At 71.2% G+C, this 16,882-nt stretch carries 15 protein-coding genes; 6 read left to right on the top strand and 9 right to left on the bottom strand.

Features of this window, described 5'->3' with window-relative positions:
• Positions 1-33 precede the first annotated feature (33 nt).
• On the bottom strand, positions 34-1,098 hold the full coding sequence (gene rtcA / locus ORV05_RS21455; protein ID WP_268753811.1) for an RNA 3'-terminal phosphate cyclase: 1,065 nt from the start codon (positions 1,096-1,098) through the stop codon (positions 34-36).
• 126 nt (positions 1,099-1,224) lie between these two features.
• On the opposite strand from rtcA, the gene ORV05_RS21450 reads away from it, so the two are divergent.
• Positions 1,225-2,553, top strand: coding sequence for a nicotinate phosphoribosyltransferase (locus tag ORV05_RS21450; RefSeq protein ID WP_268753810.1), 1,329 nt, complete (start codon positions 1,225-1,227; stop codon positions 2,551-2,553).
• 22 nt (positions 2,554-2,575) lie between these two features.
• On the opposite strand, the gene ORV05_RS21445 is transcribed toward ORV05_RS21450, so the two are convergent.
• Entirely contained in the window at positions 2,576-3,460 is an 885-nt protein-coding gene (locus tag ORV05_RS21445) for a YwqG family protein (protein ID WP_268753809.1), read from the bottom strand.
• 124 nt (positions 3,461-3,584) lie between these two features.
• Here ORV05_RS21445 and ORV05_RS21440 point away from each other — a divergent pair, with 124 nt between their 5' ends.
• Positions 3,585-4,229, top strand: a complete 645-nt coding sequence (locus tag ORV05_RS21440; protein ID WP_268753808.1) for a TetR/AcrR family transcriptional regulator — start codon at positions 3,585-3,587, stop codon at positions 4,227-4,229.
• A 155-nt stretch (positions 4,230-4,384) separates the two neighbouring features.
• Here the strand turns inward: ORV05_RS21440 and ORV05_RS21435 are convergent, their stop codons facing one another.
• On the bottom strand, positions 4,385-5,104 hold the full coding sequence (locus tag ORV05_RS21435; RefSeq protein ID WP_268753807.1) for an SDR family oxidoreductase: 720 nt from the start codon (positions 5,102-5,104) through the stop codon (positions 4,385-4,387).
• Between the two features lie 70 nt (positions 5,105-5,174).
• Between ORV05_RS21435 and ORV05_RS21430 the strand changes: the two genes are divergently transcribed.
• Positions 5,175-6,083: a LysR family transcriptional regulator gene (locus tag ORV05_RS21430; protein WP_268753806.1), complete on the top strand. Its 909-nt coding sequence runs from the start codon at positions 5,175-5,177 to the stop codon at positions 6,081-6,083.
• Here the strand turns inward: ORV05_RS21430 and ORV05_RS21425 are convergent.
• A complete protein-coding gene (locus ORV05_RS21425; RefSeq protein WP_268753805.1) occupies positions 6,071-8,065 on the bottom strand; it encodes a fatty acid desaturase in 1,995 nt (664 codons plus the stop codon). The genes ORV05_RS21430 and ORV05_RS21425 overlap by 13 nt on opposite strands.
• 108 nt (positions 8,066-8,173) lie before the next feature.
• On the opposite strand from ORV05_RS21425, the gene ORV05_RS21420 reads away from it, so the two are divergent.
• Positions 8,174-8,773, top strand: coding sequence for a TetR/AcrR family transcriptional regulator (locus tag ORV05_RS21420; protein WP_268753804.1), 600 nt, complete (start codon positions 8,174-8,176; stop codon positions 8,771-8,773).
• On the opposite strand, the gene ORV05_RS21415 is transcribed toward ORV05_RS21420, so the two are convergent.
• The 5 genes from ORV05_RS21415 to ORV05_RS21395 form a co-directional block, all read right to left on the bottom strand.
• On the bottom strand, positions 8,750-10,486 hold the full coding sequence (locus ORV05_RS21415) for a pyruvate dehydrogenase (protein WP_268753803.1): 1,737 nt from the start codon (positions 10,484-10,486) through the stop codon (positions 8,750-8,752). The two genes, ORV05_RS21420 and ORV05_RS21415, sit on opposite strands and share 24 nt — an antisense overlap.
• 89 nt (positions 10,487-10,575) lie before the next feature.
• Complete coding sequence (locus ORV05_RS21410; RefSeq protein WP_268753802.1) at positions 10,576-11,541, bottom strand: pirin family protein; 966 nt, start codon at positions 11,539-11,541, stop codon at positions 10,576-10,578.
• Between the two features lie 238 nt (positions 11,542-11,779).
• The gene (locus ORV05_RS21405) at positions 11,780-12,874 is read right to left on the bottom strand and encodes a CaiB/BaiF CoA transferase family protein (RefSeq protein WP_268753801.1); all 1,095 of its coding nucleotides are present in this window, start codon (positions 12,872-12,874) and stop codon (positions 11,780-11,782) included.
• A 2-nt stretch (positions 12,875-12,876) separates the two neighbouring features.
• Positions 12,877-13,728 (bottom strand): acyl-CoA thioesterase, encoded by an 852-nt coding sequence (locus ORV05_RS21400; RefSeq protein WP_268753800.1) that lies wholly within the window; start codon positions 13,726-13,728, stop codon positions 12,877-12,879.
• 9 nt (positions 13,729-13,737) lie between these two features.
• A complete protein-coding gene (locus ORV05_RS21395; protein ID WP_268753799.1) occupies positions 13,738-14,502 on the bottom strand; it encodes a crotonase/enoyl-CoA hydratase family protein in 765 nt (254 codons plus the stop codon).
• Between the two features lie 275 nt (positions 14,503-14,777).
• On the opposite strand from ORV05_RS21395, the gene ORV05_RS21390 reads away from it, so the two are divergent.
• Both ORV05_RS21390 and ORV05_RS21385 read left to right on the top strand, forming a co-directional pair.
• Positions 14,778-15,632 (top strand): hypothetical protein, encoded by an 855-nt coding sequence (locus ORV05_RS21390; RefSeq protein WP_268753798.1) that lies wholly within the window; start codon positions 14,778-14,780, stop codon positions 15,630-15,632.
• Positions 15,633-16,205: 573 nt separating this feature from the next.
• Complete coding sequence (locus ORV05_RS21385; protein WP_268753797.1) at positions 16,206-16,847, top strand: response regulator transcription factor; 642 nt, start codon at positions 16,206-16,208, stop codon at positions 16,845-16,847.
• Positions 16,848-16,882: the final 35 nt, after the last annotated feature.

Genomic DNA, 16,882 nt, shown 5'->3' with positions numbered 1-16,882 from the left:
GCACAGGAACAGGTGGTTCCGGCAGTGGCGGGACTACGGAAACCGGTCTTCATGGCCGCTGCCGTGGACGAGGACCCGGCCGTTCGCCAGGTCCGCCCGGACATCGAGGAACAGCGACGCCAGCCAGAGACCGGTGGTCAGGTGCGCGGTGACCGATCGCACCCGGAACAGGGTGTCGCCGTCGGCCAGGGCCGCGAAGGGGATCACCTGGTCGGCGGCGAACCGGTCGAGGGTGGCGCCGCCGTCGACTTCGGCGAGCAGGTGGCGGGCGGTTCTCGTACCGATCGTCTCGGCCCGCCGGTGCGGGGCGCCGACGCTGTCCGCGCCGAGCCGTATGCCGCGGTCGCGGTCGGCGAACAGCGCGAGGGCCGCCCCGGCATGCGTGGCGGTGGTTTCGCTGCGCTCGTCGATCGTGGCGTCGAACCCGTGCGCGGCGGCTACGGCGCGGGCGGCGCGCGCCATCCGGGCCGACACCTGCCGTTCGTCCAAATGGGACGACAGCGCGATGCCCCACACCGACCGGACCGGCCCGGGATGATCGAGCGTGATCGCGTGCAGGCGCTGTGGGGCCCGCGAGACGGTGAGCCGGAGGACGCCGTCCCCGGCCGGGAGATAACCGGGCCGCACCAGGTCGAGGCGCGCGTCCACGCCCATCCGGGCCAGCAGGGGCAGCACGACATGCTGGAGGTGGAAGATCGAGGGGGCGAAGTCCTGGAACAGGCCGCCGCGGATCTCCGCCTCGACGCCCCGCCCGCGGCGGGCGAGGACCGGCAGCACCGCCAGCGCCAGCGCGGTGGCCGAGCCCGCGGACCCGATGTCCCAGCGGTAGCGACCCTGGGGAGAGCGGCGATCCGGCGAGAACCCGACGGTGGTCGAGCCGACGGCGGCACCGTCGAGGGTTCCGCCGACGAGATCGCGGAGAGCTTCGACGGCGCGCACGTGCTGCGGGCGCAGGCCCGGTGGGCGGCGCCGGGCGCGCGCCTGGGTGAGGCGCACGGCGTGGCCGGTCAGCGCGGCGTAGGCGACGGCCTGGCGAACGATGCTCCCGCTCCCGGCGTGCAGAGATCCGTCGACCCGGACAACGGGTTGGTCGTCCATGGCCTCGATGGTGCGCGCCCGGCCCGGAGCTGTCAGGGGCCCTTGGGGTCCCCGTTCGGGGACCAAGTCCTCCTCCGGCCGCCGGGGGCGGGCTGCAAGGCTCGACGAAAGCGGGGAGGGTGCGGTATGACGGGGCTGCACACCGATCTTTACGAGATCCGGATGGCGGCGAGTTATCTGCGGCGCGGGATGACCGGGCCCGCGACGTTCAGCCTGTTCGCCAGGGCGCTCCCGCGCGATCGCGGATTCCTGGTGTGCGCCGGACTCGCCGACTGCCTCGACTTCCTGGCGCGGTTCCACTTCGACGACGAGGAACTGGACTATCTGCGCGAGGAACTCCGGCTGCCGGACGATGACCTCGACGCCTTGGCGAACCTGGTTTTCGACGGTGACGTGTGGGCGATTCCGGAGGGCAGCGCGGTGTTTCCGGACGAGCCGCTGCTGGAGGTCACCGCGCCGCTGCCGCAGGCCCAGCTGATGGAAACCGCGCTGCTGAACTTCGTGACCTTTTCCACCGCCGTGGCCACCAAGGCGGCCCGGTGCCGGATCGCCGCGGGCGGAGCCGAACTGGTGGACTTCTCGGCCCGCCGCACCCACGGGGTGAACGCCGCCTTCGCCGCCGCCCGGTTGTCGGCGATGGTGGGTTTCGCGGGCACGAGCCACGTGGCGTCCGCGGCCCGGTTCGGGCTGCGTCCGGTCGGCACGATGGCGCATTCCTACGTCCAGGCTTTCGCCGGCGAACGGGAGGCGTTTCGCGCCTTCGCCGAGGACTTTCCGGAAGCGGCGGTGTTCCTTGTGGACACCTACGACACCCCGGCCGGTGTGCTGACGGCCGCCGACGTCGCGAAGACGCTGGATCTGCCGGGCGAACGCGTCGGGGTGCGGCTGGACTCCGGCGATCTCGACGCCCTGTCCCGTGCGGCCAGGAAGATCCTGGACGACGAGGGCCTGCCGGACGCGCGGATCATGGCCAGCGGCGGGCTCGACGAGCATGCCATCGCCCGGCTCACCGCGGCGGGCGCCCCCATCGATTCCTATGGCGTGGGCACGAAAATGGGGGTCTCCGCCGACGCGCCCTCCCTGGACACCGCCTACAAACTCGTCGAGTACGCGGGCAGACCGCTCATGAAACGCTCGCCGGGCAAGGCCACCCTTCCCGGTCCGAAACAGGTGTACCGCGGCGAGCCCGGCGAGCCGGACGTGCTCGCCCTGCGCACCGAGCCGCCGCTCGAGGGCTACCGGCCGCTGCTCACCAGGGTCATGTGGGCCGGTGAACGAGTGGGGAGCGGGCACGAACTCTTCGATGCCCGCACACGTTTCGAGCACGACCTGGCCTGGCTCCCCGAAGCCGCGCTGCGGCTGCGCGACCCCGAACCCGTCCCCGTTCGGCGATCCGCACGGCTGGACGACCTACTGGCCCGGACACTCCGCACACTCCCGCCGCCGGGTGAGTGAGACCGTGACGAGCCTGTGTGCGCTATGAGCATTGCCAGGTGAAGGAGGCGGCCGGGAAATCGCCCGCGGCGAGGTCTTCGCGCCGGATCAGCCAGTAGAGCATCCCCGCGTCGCCCCACATCATGCCCGCGGCGGGATCGGAGTCGATCTGCGCCAGCAGCACCCAGCGTTTTCCCTCTTCTTCGGCCGCTTTCCAGCGCTGGGCTCTGTCGCCACTGTTCTCGGGGACATGGGCGAAGCCGACCTCGGTTTCGACCGGGTTCTGGATCGGGAAAGCGTAGCCGCCGAGTTGATGCATCGGTGGCTGAAACCGCTCATCCAAGGCATCACCGAAGGCCTCGCCGTTGGACCAGTCGTCCAGAAAGGCGCGGTCCTTTTCGGGCAGGTCGCGGCAGGCGTCACGGAAGACCGGGTGCGAGAAGTCCGGACCGGTGACCGTGGCCTCCGCCGCGAGCGGTACTTCCTGGTACGGGTCGACACCGCCGGGTAGTCCGCGGACCGCGACGGGTACCCCGGCGGGGACGTGGACGACCCGGGCGCCGGCGAGGGTCTCCGGATCCCAGGTCCCCACCGGGGGGACGAATTCTTCCTGACTCGTCCGGTTTCCTTCGTCGAAGTAGAAGAACAGCAGGGTTCCGGCGGACGGCAGCGCGGGATCGAGGCAACCGGCGGGAAGCCGGCCGCAGTCGATCGAGGCCACCAGGTTCAACGGCCCCTGGCCCGGCCATTCCGGCCAGGCGAAATCGCCGGGAACGGCGGGGACGCCGCCGAGACGGCCGGCGGGTGCCTCTTCCGGGCCCGCCGGGCGCAGCCGGAGCGTGGGCCGGATCAGGGCGATCCACCGCTCGGCGACGGCTTCGGGAAGGTGGGAGCGGGCGATCCGCTCCAGTTGCTCGCGAGTCGACACGGGGCGAAGAATTCCATGGCCGGACCGCGATGATCCGGCGGGCCGGTCACCACGGTGTATTGACCGTTCGTTTGGCTGATTCAAGTGCACGGTTGCCACTGGCAGCCGTGTGTATAGTGACGTCGTGTCTTCGCAGAAGGCCCGGTCGAAGCCACGCCGCTCGCCGAAGCCGCAGGAGCGGCAGCGCGATCCGGAGCGCACCCGCAAGCTCATCCTGGACGCGGCGACGGCCGAGTTCGCCGCGCACGGCTACGCGGGCGCCCGGATCAGCGCGATCGCGGCCAGGGCCGGCGTCAACCAGCAGCTGATCTCCTACTACTTCGACGGCAAGGAAGGTCTCTACCGCGCCATATCGGAAGGCTGGCGGCAGCGGGAAAGCGAACTGGTGCCACCCGGCACGCCCCTGCCGGAGCAACTCCGCCGGTATGTGCTGGAGGCGCTGGACAATCCCGAGGGCGTGCGGTTGCTGGCGTGGAGCGGTCTGGAGTACGCCGGTCCGGAGACCGACCCCGACCAGGCGCCCCGTTCGCAGCGGATGCGGGGCAGCGTCGACGAGATCCGCGCCCTGCAGGCGGCGGGGCATCTGCCGTCCGAAGTGGACCCGGCCTGTCTGACGATCATGCTGATGGCCGCCGCGATGGCGACCACCACGTTGCCGCACGTCATCGAGGGCGTCTGCGGAGCCGATCCCGGCTCCCCGGAGTTCGTGCGTCACTATGCCGACCAGATCGCCCTCGTCGCCCGGCTGCTCGGACTCGATCCCCGCTGATACGCGCGCTCAGTTCCGCGCGAGGATCCGGGCCAGCACCAGGGCCTGGCCCGCTTTCCCGTGAGGGGTCCCCTCGCAGCCGTTACGACCGTGAGGGGACCCCTCACGTCAGCGACCGAACACCGGCCGAGCCGCCGGCGAGGGTGCCCGCTGCGTCACACGAGGCGGCCGCCGCCGTCGACGTGCAGCACGGTTCCGGTGACGAACGGGCTGGTGAGCGCGAACAGCACGGCGCGCACCAGGTCTTCGGTGCTGCCGACGCGCCGCGCCGGGTTCTTCGCCGCGGTGGCGCGCAGGAACTCCTGCTTGTCCGCCCCCAGTTTGTCCCAGGCGCCGGAGTCGACGATCCCGGGCGAGATCGCGTTGACCCGCACCGGTGCCAGCTCCACGGCCAGCGCCTCCACCAGGAAGGCCAGTGCGCCGTTGGCGGTCGCCATGACCGCGCGGCCGGGTGACGGTCGCCAGGCGGCGACCCCGGAGAAGAACGTGAACGAGCCGTTCTCGGCCACCTGCCCGGCGAGATGCTTGGCGAGCAGCAGCGGCCCGATCACCTTGGCGGAGAAGGCGCGCTGCACCGCGGTGAGGTCGAGTTCGGCCACGGGGCCGTTGGCGGGCATCGCGGCGGTGGAGATCAGGTGGTCGAACCGGCCCGCCTTGGCGGCGAGCCCGGCGATCGACTCCTCGTCGGCGAGGTCGACCGGGGCCACCGTGACGGGGGAGGAGATCTCGCCCGCGGTCCATTCGAGCTTGCGCGGATCCGGCCCGGCGAGCACGAGTTCGGCGCCCTCGGCGGCGGCGGTGCGGGCGAGCAGGCGGCCGGTGTGGGAGCCGGCGCCAATGATGATCAGGCGCCGGCCGGTCAGGGAAAGAGTCATGACCCGAGCCTCCGGCCCGCAAGCCGATAAGTCCAAGTGAAGTTTCTTGGCGATGTCATAAACTATGCTCATGACAACCTTGCGGCAGCTGGAGTACCTCGTCACCGTCGTGGCCGAGGGGTCGTTCACTCGGGCGGCCGAGGTGCTGCACGTGACGCAGCCCGCACTGTCGCACCAGATCCGCGCGCTCGAACACGCCGTCGGCGGTCCGCTCCTGGAACGCCTGCCGCGCGCGGTCCGCCTCACGCCCATGGGGCGGGCGATGCTGCCGCACGCCCAGGCCGCGCTGGCCGACGCCGAGCGCGCGCGCTGCGCGGCCCGGCAGGCGGGCGGCCTCGAAGCCGGGGAACTGGAGGTGGCCACCGTCTACTCGGTCACGCTCGGGGTGCTGCCCCCGGTGCTGCGGGCCTGGCGCCGGCGCCATCCGGAGATCCAGGTGCGGCTGCACGAACACCGGCACACCGCCGAACTGGCCGAAGCGATGCTGGCGGGGGAGGCGGATCTGGCCGTCGGGCCGGTCCCGGACCAGTGGACGGGGCCGATCCGGGAACTCGGGGTGGAGGAGTTCGTCGTGGTCCTGCCCGCCACCGGTCCGCCGCCCGCGCCCCGGTTCGCCCTGCGCGAGCTGGCCGGGAGGGGCTGGGTGCACTACGCCCCGGGCAACGGGCTCGCCGAGGTCCTCGACGCGGCCTGCGCCCAGGCCGGTTTCCAGCCCAGGGTGGCCATCCGCACGGAGCAGACCGCGGCGGCACCCCTGTTGGCCGAGGCGGGGATCGGGCCCGCGCTGGTGCCGGCGAACCTGCTACCGCCGCAGTTCGACGGTCACGTGGTGCGTCCCGATCCGCCGGTGACCCGCAGGCTCGCCGCCTACACCCGGAGCAGGCCGGATGCGCTCACCGCGGCCTTCGCCGACCTGCTGAGCGAAACGATCTGCGTGCTGCCCGACCACGTCCGCGCCCGGCTCGATCAGGCGTCGTAGTCGAGGTCGAGCCGGGCACTGGCGGGGCGGAGCTGGCAGGTGAGCACGTAACCGTCGGCGAGGTCCTCTTCGGACAGTGCGTGGTTCTGCTCGTGCTCACCCCGGCCCTGGAGCAGCTTGGCCCGGCAGGTGCCGCAGGCGCCGCCGAGGCAGCCGTAGGGAACGTCCACATCGGCCCTCAACAGCGATTCCAGCACGGACTCGGCGCCGGTGCCCGACGCCGTCGCCAGGGTGCCCCGCACCGTCGCGGTGATCATGCAGGGGGTGGCCGTGGCGGCGATGGGCGGCCGGGCGGTGGCGTGGAACAGTTCGAAGTGGATGCTGGTGTGCTGTTTCCCCCGAAGCACTTCACGGGCGTTCTCGACCAGCTCCTGCGGTCCGCACAGGTACCAGCTGTCCACATCGGACAGCCGATCGGACACGAGTGTGGAGAGCCGGGCGGAGTCGATCCGGCCCGGCATGTACTCCTCGAAGCCGGTACCGGTACTGGTCTCACCGCCGGGTTCGCTCCGGAAGTGCAGGATCCGCAGGCGCCCCTCGAACCGCCGCGCGAGCATGCTCAGTTCGTCGGAGAACATCGTCGTCTCCGCCGAGCGGTTCCCGTAGAGCAGCGTGAACCGCGCGGTGCCGTGGACGGTGAGCACGGTGCTCAGCATCGAGATGACGGGGGTGATGCCGCTGCCCGCGGCGATGGCGCCGTAGTGGCGTCCCGGCGCTCCTTCGAGCGTGAACCGGCCCGCGGGCGGCAGCACCTCGAGTCGGTCACCCGCCCGCAGCCCGGTGGTCAGGAAATCCGACATCACGCCGCCGGGCACCCGCTTCACCGCGATCCGGACCACCTCCGAGGTGGCGGCGGTGCACAGCGAGTAGGTCCGGCGGATCTCCCGGCCGTCGAGCACCTTCCGCACGGTCACGTGCTGGCCGGGGGTGAACCGGAAGTGCGCGGCCAGTTCCGCGGGCACGGTGAAGCCGATCGAAACGCTGTCCGCGGTCAGCGGGCGCACCTCGGCGACCTTGAGCTCGTGGAAGGTCATCCGGTCACCGGTCGCGCCCGGCTGGTAGGAACCGGTGATCCGCCGCCACGCGCGGTATTCGGAGGGGGTCAGCTCCCGCCCCCACGCGGTGGAGATCGGCACCTCACGGTCCAAATAGGCCTCTTCGTTGCGGCGCCAGGCCTGCAGGTAGCGGTAGAACGGGATCGCCGGGTGCAGGTGGTGCACCAGGTGGTAGTTCTGGTACAGCAGCACCGGAGTCAGCAGCCACTCCAGCCCGACGCGCATCCGCGTGGCGCGGAAACGGTTCTGCGCGGCGGTTTCCGGCAGGCCGTGGTGCGGCAGCCAGTCGAACCACCAGGCGAGCACGCCGAGCCCGAGGCGTTGCGGGATCAGGTAGATCACCGCGAGCTGCCACAGGTGCCCGGTGGCGATCGCGAAGGTCACGCCCACCGTGGTGAGGACCAGCGCGGAGAACGCCTCGGCAACCTCCGCCGGGGGGCGGCGACGGGCCCTGCGCAGATAGAAACGCGCGTACCAGAAGTCGATGGTCAGCCAGCGCAACGGCCACTGCCACCACGGGCCGTGACTGGTCCAGGCGTCCGGATCGGCGTCGAGCGCTTCGTTGGTGTTGCGGTGGTGTTCCAGGTGCAGGTACCGGATCATGCCGAATCCCGCGTAGCAGGCGACGAAGGGCATCGCGAGCCTGCCCAGCACGCTGTTGACGTGCCGCGCCCGGCCTGCCGCGTGGTGGCTCGCCTCGTGGAGCACGGTGAACATGGTGAAGGTGACCAGCGTGTGCAGCGGGATCGTCAGCCAGGGAGCGGCCGAGGTGCCGAGCACCAGCCAGGTCGCCACGGCCCACCCGGTGAGGGAGGCGCCGAACAGCGCGGTCGTCGGGAGGCTGACGCGGGGCAGCGCCACTCCGGGGTCCGGGACGCCCCGGCGCACAGCCAGGGATTCCGGCTCGCTCAGCACTGGTACGCCCATCAAACCACCTTGTCCGATCGCGTGCGGCCAACCGGAGTAATGGTTGACAAAACAGCCTTGATTGTCAACCACCTTGCCCGGCCGTCCGGTCGCTGTACGCTGGCGCCCATGGGCACGCTCCGTGAACGGATCCTGGACGCCGGTGTGGAGCTGATCTGCAACCACGGCTGGGACCGGGTCACCATGTCGCAGCTCGCCCGCCGCGTCGGGGTCAGCAGGCAGATGGTGTACAAGGAGATCGGGGCCAGGGACGTGCTGGCCAAGGCCATCATCGGCAGGCACGCCGATCGCTTCCTCACCGGCGTCGTCGAACACCTGCACGCCCACGGGGCCGACGCGGCCGCGGGCATCGGGGCGGCGGTCGATTACGTACTGCGAGCCGCGGCCGACGACCCACTGCTCAAAGCCGTGCTCGCCGCCCCCCACGTGGGGGAGCAGGATCTGCTCCCCCTGCTCACCACCAACCCGGAGCCGGTGCTCGCGCGCGCGGTGGAAACCGTGCTCGTCCACGCCCGCACGCTCTACGCGGACGCGGGCCTGTCGCCGGACTGCCTGGCCACCCTCGTCGAAGTGGTCGTCCGGCTCACGCTGAGCCACCTCACCCAGCCCTCGGGGCCGATAGAACACGCGGTCGCACAGGCCACCTGGGTCGTGCGCGGGGCACTTCAGGCGCCCCCGGTCTCCTCAGCGGCGGGGGATGTTCCGTAGGTTCGACCGCGCCAGTTCGATCATCCTGCCCACCCCGCCGGTGAGCACCACCTTGCCCGCCGCCAGCGCGAAACCCCTCAACTGCGCGGTGGTGATGTGCGGCGGGATCGACAGGGCGTTCGGATCGGTGACGACATCGACCAGCGAAGGTCCCGGGTGCGCCAGCGCCTCGGCGAGCGCCTCGTGCACGTCGGCGGGATCGGTCACCCGCAGCGCGTGCAGCCCGGCGGCGCGCGCGATCGCCGCGTAGTCCACCGCGCGGTGGTCGGTCTGGTAGTCGGGCAGCCCGTCCACCAGCATTTCGAGTTTGACCATGCCCAGCGAGGAGTTGTCGAAGGTGACGATCTTGATCGGCAGGTCGTGCAGGCGGACGGTGAGCAGTTCGCCCAGCAGCATGCCCAGGCCGCCGTCGCCGGACATCGAGATCACCTGGCGGCCGGGAAAGGCGAACTGGGCGCCGATCGCGTGCGGCAGCGCGTTGGCCATGCTGCCGTGCAGGAACGAGCCGATCACCCGGCGCCTGCCGTTGGGGGTGAGGTAGCGGGCCGCCCACACGTTGCACATCCCGGTGTCCACAGTGAACACCGCATCGTCGGTGGCAAGCTGGTCGAGAACGTCGGCGACGTATTCGGGGTGAATGGGCACGTGCCGCTCGACGTTGCGGGTGTAGGCGTCCACCACGCCCTCCAGCGAACGCAGGTGTTCGGTGAGCATCCCGTCGAGGAAGGTGCGATCCGATTTCTGTTCCACCAGGGGAAGCACCGCGCGCAGGGTTTCCCGCACGTCCCCGTGCACCCCGAGCACGAGCGGCGTGCGACGGCCCAGCCGGCTCGCGTCGTGGTCGATCTGGACGGTGCGGGCCTGCGGGAGGAAGGCATCGTAGGGGAAATCGGTCCCCAGGAGTACCAGTAGTTCCGCCTCGTGCATCGCCCGGTAGCAGGCACCGTAACCGAGCAGGCCGCTCATGCCCACGTCGTAGGGATTGCCGAACTGGATCCATTCCTTGCCCCGCAAGGAATGCCCGACCGGTGCGCAGAGTCGTCCGGCCAGCCGCAGCACCTCCTCGTGGGCACCGGCGACCCCCGCCCCGCAGAACAGCATGACGGTACGGGCGCTGTTGAGCGCCCCGGCGAGCGCGCCGACCTGGCTCTCCGGCGGGACGAGGGTGCCCCGTTCGGTCACGAAATCGCCGGTACCCGTGGGATTGCCCGCCTCCCGGTGGGCGATGTCGCCCGGCAGGACGAGCACCGAGACCCCGCCGCCGGAGAGCGCGCGCTGGATGGCGACGCGCAGCACGCGCGGCATCTGACCGGCGTCGATGATCTGCTCGCAGTAGCCGCTGCAGTCCACGAACAGCCGCTCCGGATGGGTTTCCTGGAAGAAGCCGGTGCCGATCTGGCTGGACGGGATGTGCGAGGCCAGCGCCAGCACCGGCACTCCCGAGCGGTGTGCGTCGTAGAGGCCCTGCACCAGATGCGTGTTGCCGGGGCCGCAACTGCCCGCGCACACCGCGAGCCGCCCGGTCAACTGGGCCTCCGCGGCGGCCGCGAACGCCCCCGCCTCCTCGTTGCGCACGTGCACCCACTCGATGCCGCGGGTGCGGCGGATCGCGTCGACGACCGGGTTGAGGCTGTCGCCCACCACCCCGTAGATCCGCGAAACCCCGGCCTGCACGAGGACCTGCACGAACTGCTCGGCGACCGTGCGCGCCATCCCCCGCCTCCCCTCCGATCGCGATCACCTCGTGTCGATTGTGGTGGCGGCACGGCCGGGCCGCAGTGCGGGGATTTCCCGCCGTGCGCTCAGTCGGTGTGGGGGAGGTGTTCGGCGGGGATCACGCCGAAGCGTCCGGCCTGGTAGTCCTCGAAGGCCTTGACGACCTCTTCGCGCGTGTTCATCACGAACGGGCCGTACTGCACCACCGGTTCACGGATCGGCAGGCCGCCGAGGAGCAGCACCTCGAGGTCCGGTTCGGCCACCGGCTGGCGGGTGGCGGCGGCGAAGGTCAGCGCGCCTCCGGCACCGAACACCGCGAGCTGTCCTTTGTGGATCGGACGGTCGTCGGCGCCGACCGTGCCGGTGCCCGCCAGCACGTAGCCCAGCGCGTTGAAGTCCGCACGCCAGGGCACCCGCAGCCGGGCGCCGGGGCTGACCGTCGCGTGGACCAGCGTGATCGGGGTGTAGGTCGAACCGGGACCCTCGTGGCCGCCGAGTTCGCCCGCGATCACCCGCAGCAGCGCGCCCCCGTCGGAGGAGGACAGCAGTTTCGCCTGCTTGGCCCGGATGTCCTGGTAGCGGGGCGCGGTGAACTTGCTCGCCCGGGGAAGGTTGACCCACAGTTGCACACCGTGGAACAGCCCACCGGAGACCACCAGGTGCTCCGGCGGCTTCTCGATGTGCAAAATCCCGGAACCCGCGGTCATCCACTGCGTGTCGCCGTTGGTGATCAACCCGCCGCCACCGTGGGAGTCGGCGTGTTCGAACACGCCGTCGAGCATGTAGGTCACGGTCTCGAACCCTCGGTGCGGATGCCACGGCGTGCCCTTCGGCTCGCCGGGCGCGTACTCGACCTCGCCCATCTGGTCCATGTGGATGAACGGGTCGAGCACCGCGCTGGAGACGCCCGCGAAGGCGCGGCGCACCGGGAAGCCCTCGCCCTCGTAGCCGGTGGGCGCGGTGGTAACCGCGCGCACCGGGCGCTCGGCGGCGGTGGGGTCGGGTTCGGCGACTCGCGGCAGGGTCAGGACGTCGGCGGTGATGGCTGGCATCGCGATCTCCTCGGGTAGTTCGACGCTCAACATCTTCCACGCAAAACGTTACCCGGCCCGCGCGCATTCCCGGGCAGGGGGAGACGCACACGAACGTTCCGGGGAAAGCCGTGAAGGGTCCCTAATGGTCGGATCGACTGTGAAGGGACCCTTCACGGCAGACGTTGACCCAAGCGCACCAGCGTGGGACACGCCCACATCACCCAGCGACTCTGCCGGAGCCACCGGAGGTGCCGGGTCAGGCGTTCCAGTCGGCGAGGACGGCCTCGGTGTCGGCACCGGCGGGGCGCGGGGAGGTGGGCCGGGCCGCCGGGGTGCGGGAGAACCGGGGTGCGGGAGCGGCCTGGGTCACGCCGTCGAGGGTGATGACGGACTCGCGGGCGGACATGTGCGGGTGGGAGGCGACCTCGTCGAAGGACAGCACCGGGGTCACGCAGGCGTCCGTGCCGTCGAAGATCTTCGCCCACTCGTCCCGGGTCCGGCTCACGATCACCTCGGTGAACCGGGCCCGCAGGATCGGCCAGCCGGACCGGTCGCCCTGGTCGGGCAGGTCCTCGCCGTCCAGGCCCAGCCCCGCCAGGAACGCGGCGTAGAACTGCGGCTCGAGCGCGCCGACGGCGATCCAGCGGCCGTCCGCGCAGGTGTAGGTGTCGTAGTAGGGCGCACCGCCGTCCAGCAGGTTCACGCCCCGGCGGTCGCTCCAGCTCCCGGCGCCGCGGAACGCCCACATCATCTGCAGCAGCACGCTCGCGCCGTCGACCATCGCGGCGTCCACAACCTGGCCCCGGCCGGATCGCTGCCGCTCCCACAGCGCCGCGAGCACCCCGGCCACCAGCAGCATCGACCCGCCGCCGAAGTCGCCGACCAGGTTCAGCGGTGGCACCGGCCGCTCCCCGGACCGCCCGATCGCGTGCAGCGCGCCGGTGAGGGAGATGTAGTTGATGTCGTGCCCGGCCCGGTCGGCGAGCGGGCCTTCCTGGCCCCAGCCGGTCATCCGGCCGTAGACCAGGCCCGGATTGCGGTCGAGGCATTCCCGGGGTCCCACGCCGAGCCGTTCGGCGACCCCGGGCCGGTAGCCCTCCAGCAGCACGTCGGCCTTCGCCACCAGGCGCAGGACGAGCTCGCGGCCCTCGCCGGACTTGAGATCCGCGGCGACCGAGCGGCGGTTGCGCAGCAGGTGGTCGGCGTGGTCACCGGTCGGGTCGAACCCCTTGCTGGGCCGCTCCACCCGGACGACCTCGGCGCCCAGATCGGCGAGCACCATCGCCGCGTGGGGACCGGGACCGATCCCCGCCAGCTCGACCACTCGCAACCCCGTCAACGGACCCGGCATGTTCAGGACTCCCGCTTCGCATGGATGAGACCCTCCTGGGCGACGGTGGCGATGATCGTCCCGTCGCGGTGGAAGATCCGGCCTTCGGCCAGGCCCCGCAGGGTACCCACGGCCGGGCTGTTCTTCGTGAAGTACAGCCAGTCGTCGAGCCTGACCTCGTTGTGGAACCACAGCACGTGGTCGAGCGAGGTCATGTGGTCGACGTCGGTGCGGCCGGTGGGCCGCAGCAGCGCCGAAACGAAGGTCAGGTCGCTGAAGTAGGTCAGCACCGCGGCCGGGCTCACCCGGCCTTCGGTGTCTTCGCCCAGTGGCCGGAACCACAGGTCTTCGAGCAGCCGCCGGTGCGCCCGGGTTTCGGTGGTCGCGGGCCGGACGTCGAACACGTCCCCCGGCTGGAGCGGCCAGCCCGCCGGGAAGCGCCACAGGAACGGCTCGCAGTCCTCGGGGGCCGGGGCCACCGGCGCGCTCACTTGGTGGTCGGTGCCGGACCGGTCGGTGGTGAACGAGGCTTCCAGGCACAGGATCGGCTCGCCGTGCTGGATCGCGGTCACCCTGCGGCGCCGGAAGGTGCGCCCCTCCTGCAGCCGGTCCACCCGGAACACCACCTTGACCCCCGTGTCGCCGGGGCGCAGGAAGTAGGCGTGCAGGGAGTGCGGGCGGCATTCCGGGGCCGTGGTCCGCTCGGCGGCGACCAGGGCCTGGGCGCACACCTCGCCGCCGAAGAGCCGGAACCCCGGCTCGCCGGCACGGCGGCTGCGGTAGATGTCGAGTTCGACGGGTTCGAGGTCGAGCACGTCGAGCAGGGGCAGCAGGCCCGGCGCCTCGGACGGCGCCGCATCGACAGAAGAGGACATCGGCATCCTTTACTCGCCGCGCCACACCGGCGCGCGTTTTTCGGCGAACGCCCGGGCACCTTCGCGGGCGTCCGCCGAGGTGAACACCGGGCCGGCCACCTCCTGCTGCCGGGCGAACGCCTCACCCGCGGGCCACTCGGCCGAGCGGGTGATGACCTCCTTGGTCGCCTGGATCGCCAGCGGGGCGTTCGCGGTGATCCGCCCGGCGAGCTCGAGCGCGCCCGCCAGTGCCTCACCCGGCTGCGTGAGCCGGTTGACCAGTCCGTAGCGGTGCGCGTCGGCGGCGGAGAAGAAGTCGCCGGTCAGGGCGTATTCCATGGCCAGCTGCTGCGGGATCCGGCGCGGCAGCCGGAGCAGGCCGCCCGCCGCGGCCACCAGGCCCCGCTTGACCTCGGGGATGCCGAACCGGGCGTCGGAGGCGGCCACCACCAGATCGCAGGCCAGCACCAGTTCGCAGCCCCCGGCCAGCGCGTATCCCTCCACCGCCGCGATCATCGGTTTCGCCGGGGGCCGCTCGGTCATCCCGGCGAGACCGCGGCCCGGCAGCGAGCACTGCTCGCCCCGCAGGAAGGCCTTGAGGTCCATTCCGGCGGAGAACGTGCCACCGGCCCCGGTGAGGATGCCCAGCGACAGGTCCTTGCGCTCGTCGAGCAGGTCCAGCGCCGCGGCCACGCCGCGGGTCACGGACGCGTCGATGGCGTTGCGCGCGGCGGGCCGGTTGATCGTGATCACCAGGATCCGGTCGCGCTCGTCGACCAGAACGTCGTCCGCCATCGCAGTAGCTCCTTTGCCCGGGAAAGCCCTTAGCATCACTAATCTATCCGGGGCCATCGGTCAATGGCTTCGTGATCTCTTCGGCTGTGCGAGGAGGCCGACCCCGGGGCTGGAGCGAGCCGTGAAGGGTCCCCTCACGGTCGAATCGGCTGTGAAGGGACCCTTCACGGCCAACGCCCGCACCCTGTGGGGGCTTTCGGCGGAGAAAACGGGGACTTCCGTCTCTGCGGGGTCACGGCTCGGCACCTGGAGGGTGGGAGCGAGGTGATGAAGCCATGACAGAGCAGAAGGATCCGGCTCCCCGCGACGAACCGGCGAGACGCCGCCGGATCATCGGGGCCGCGGCGGCGGTCGCGGTGGTCGTCGCGGGCGCCGTCGCAGCCGTGACGCTGTGGCCTCGCGGGGATGGGCAGAACGCCACCGGGCCCGCCACCACGGTGCCGGTGCCGACCGTGGTGCCGACGGTGGTGCCGACCGTGGTGCCGTCTGTGCCCTCTACGGTCACGACGCCTTCGACGGCCGCGCCCGCGTTCGCCTACCAGCCGCTGTGGCCGTTCTCCGGGGCGGCCGACGCCGCGGCGTGGCAGGCCTCCTACCGGCAGGGCGGGCACCAGCCGTGGCACCTCGACCCGGCGCTGACCGCGCAGTCCTTCGCCCAGGGCTACCTCGGCTTCGCCGGGATCGACCAGATCACCGGCCGCCGCACCGCCGGGACCGAGGCCTGGGTCGGGGTCGGCTACCGGCTGCCGAACGGGAACCCCGCCACGGCGGCGGTGGTCCACCTGGCGAAGCTGGGCACCGGCGGCGACGCGCCCTGGGAGGTGGTCGGCACGGAGGACACCACCTTGACGGTGACCCGGCCCGGTTACGGCACGACGGTGACCTCGCCGGTCACCGTCGGGGGCGCCATCACCGGGGTCGACGAAAGCCTCCGCGTGCAGGTTCGCGAACCGCGGGGGCTGGCCGGTGAGCGCGGCGGGGTCCCGGCGGGCGGCCAACAGGCCCCCTGGGCGGTCACCGTGGGGTTCACCGCCCCGCCCGGCACCGTGCTCACCATCGCGGTGTCCACCGGTGGCCACGTGGCGGACGTGGAGCGCTTCGCGATCACGGGGGTACGGGCGGGCGGATAGCGCGAACGTCTACAGTGGAGGGAGTTCGCGCCCGCCCGCTCCTGGTGGAAGAAGCCCCCGTGACGGCCGAGCTTCCCGCTCTCGTTTCCGGTGAAAAGCGCCTTCCTTGAGCGGGGTGATTTCCCCGGTCTCGTGAGAAAGCCCTTTATCAGTAAGGAAAATTCCCGGCTCGCGACGGACGGCTGCCCCGGGGTGGCCGCCGGGGGCGCGTTTCGCTGGCTCGATCCAGCGGATTCGAATTCCGAGCTTCCGGGCACCTCCGGGAACGGTCTCCACGGAAGCGACTTGTCTGCCGCGCGGAGAACGGGGAACCTGGGCACGGGGAACGAGGACGTCCCCGGGATCAGCGTCTGCCGATCGCGGCGGGGCGCACTGTGGGGACCGTGGTTTCGGAGCTGTCACCGGCAAAGCTGCCGCGGTGACGCCCGCGAGCCGATCGAGCAGGAGCGAGGAGTGGGAGGGCGATTCGTCATGTCGGTGGCTGCCATGCCGCACGCGCGTGAGGCCGGAACTTCGGGTAGGGAACTACGAGGCCAGGCCGGCCGGCCACCAGGGGTGGCCACCGTGGTGATCGTGGACGAACAGTCCCTGGTGCGCTACGCGTTGCGCTCGCTGTTGGCGAAGCTTCCCGGGATCGAGGTCGTCGGCGAGGCCGACTCGCCCGGCGAAGCGCTCAGACAGATGCACGGGCGCAGACCGGATCTTCTGGTCACCGGGCTGGAAATGGAAAAGGTGCCCGCCGCCGCCGAACTGTGCCGGCTGGTGAAGAGAAATCCCGTCCCCACCTCGGTCATCGTGATGAGCCCGGACAGCGGGCCCGCTTCGGTGGCCGCCGCGGTCAACGCCGGTGCGGACAGTTTCGTGGACACCTCGGCCAGCTGCCGGGAGATCGTGGACGTGATCCGGTCCGCAGTGGACGGTCACCGATCGTGGGTGCTCGGCAGCAGAAAGTCTCCGTCCCGGCTGCCGCGTCCGGAATGTCACGGAGGATTCACGCGGCGTGAAAAGGAAATCCTCGGGCTCATGCTCGACCGGTTGTCCAACGAGGAAATCGCCGAGGAGCTCCACCTCGCGCCGCAGACGGTCAAGAACTACGTGAGCAGGGTGCTCCAGAAGCATTCGGTGAAAAGTCGTCGGGATTTGTTCCGCAAGCTCGGTCTTCACCGCGGTGCAAGCGCTTCGCCGGGGTACCACCAGTACCCGGCGGGGGGCTGAAAGGGTACCGCCGCGAACTGTTCCCGCCCCGGGAT

The organism is Amycolatopsis cynarae, assembly GCF_026802195.1.
Lineage (GTDB): Bacteria > Actinomycetota > Actinomycetes > Mycobacteriales > Pseudonocardiaceae > Amycolatopsis_E > Amycolatopsis_E rhizosphaerae.
The sequence above is the reverse complement of the archived record's forward strand: the minus strand, read 5'-3'. Positions and strand labels throughout refer to the sequence as shown.

Excerpts from the sequence above, each read along its gene's own strand:
- ORV05_RS21410 (WP_268753802.1), bottom strand. The coding sequence starts at position 11,541 with ATGCCAGCCATCACCGCCGACGTCCTGACCCTGCCGCGAGTCGCCGAA.
- ORV05_RS21425 (WP_268753805.1), bottom strand. The coding sequence starts at position 8,065 with ATGGGCGTACCAGTGCTGAGCGAGCCGGAATCCCTGGCTGTGCGCCGG.
- rtcA (WP_268753811.1), bottom strand. The coding sequence starts at position 1,098 with ATGGACGACCAACCCGTTGTCCGGGTCGACGGATCTCTGCACGCCGGG.
- ORV05_RS21405 (WP_268753801.1), bottom strand. The coding sequence starts at position 12,874 with ATGCCGGGTCCGTTGACGGGGTTGCGAGTGGTCGAGCTGGCGGGGATC.
- ORV05_RS21430 (WP_268753806.1), top strand. The coding sequence starts at position 5,175 with ATGACAACCTTGCGGCAGCTGGAGTACCTCGTCACCGTCGTGGCCGAG.
- ORV05_RS21415 (WP_268753803.1), bottom strand. The coding sequence starts at position 10,486 with ATGGCGCGCACGGTCGCCGAGCAGTTCGTGCAGGTCCTCGTGCAGGCC.
- ORV05_RS21420 (WP_268753804.1), top strand. The coding sequence starts at position 8,174 with ATGGGCACGCTCCGTGAACGGATCCTGGACGCCGGTGTGGAGCTGATC.
- ORV05_RS21450 (WP_268753810.1), top strand. The coding sequence starts at position 1,225 with ATGACGGGGCTGCACACCGATCTTTACGAGATCCGGATGGCGGCGAGT.
- ORV05_RS21435 (WP_268753807.1), bottom strand. The coding sequence starts at position 5,104 with ATGACTCTTTCCCTGACCGGCCGGCGCCTGATCATCATTGGCGCCGGC.
- ORV05_RS21400 (WP_268753800.1), bottom strand. The coding sequence starts at position 13,728 with ATGTCCTCTTCTGTCGATGCGGCGCCGTCCGAGGCGCCGGGCCTGCTG.
- ORV05_RS21395 (WP_268753799.1), bottom strand. The coding sequence starts at position 14,502 with ATGGCGGACGACGTTCTGGTCGACGAGCGCGACCGGATCCTGGTGATC.
- ORV05_RS21390 (WP_268753798.1), top strand. The coding sequence starts at position 14,778 with ATGACAGAGCAGAAGGATCCGGCTCCCCGCGACGAACCGGCGAGACGC.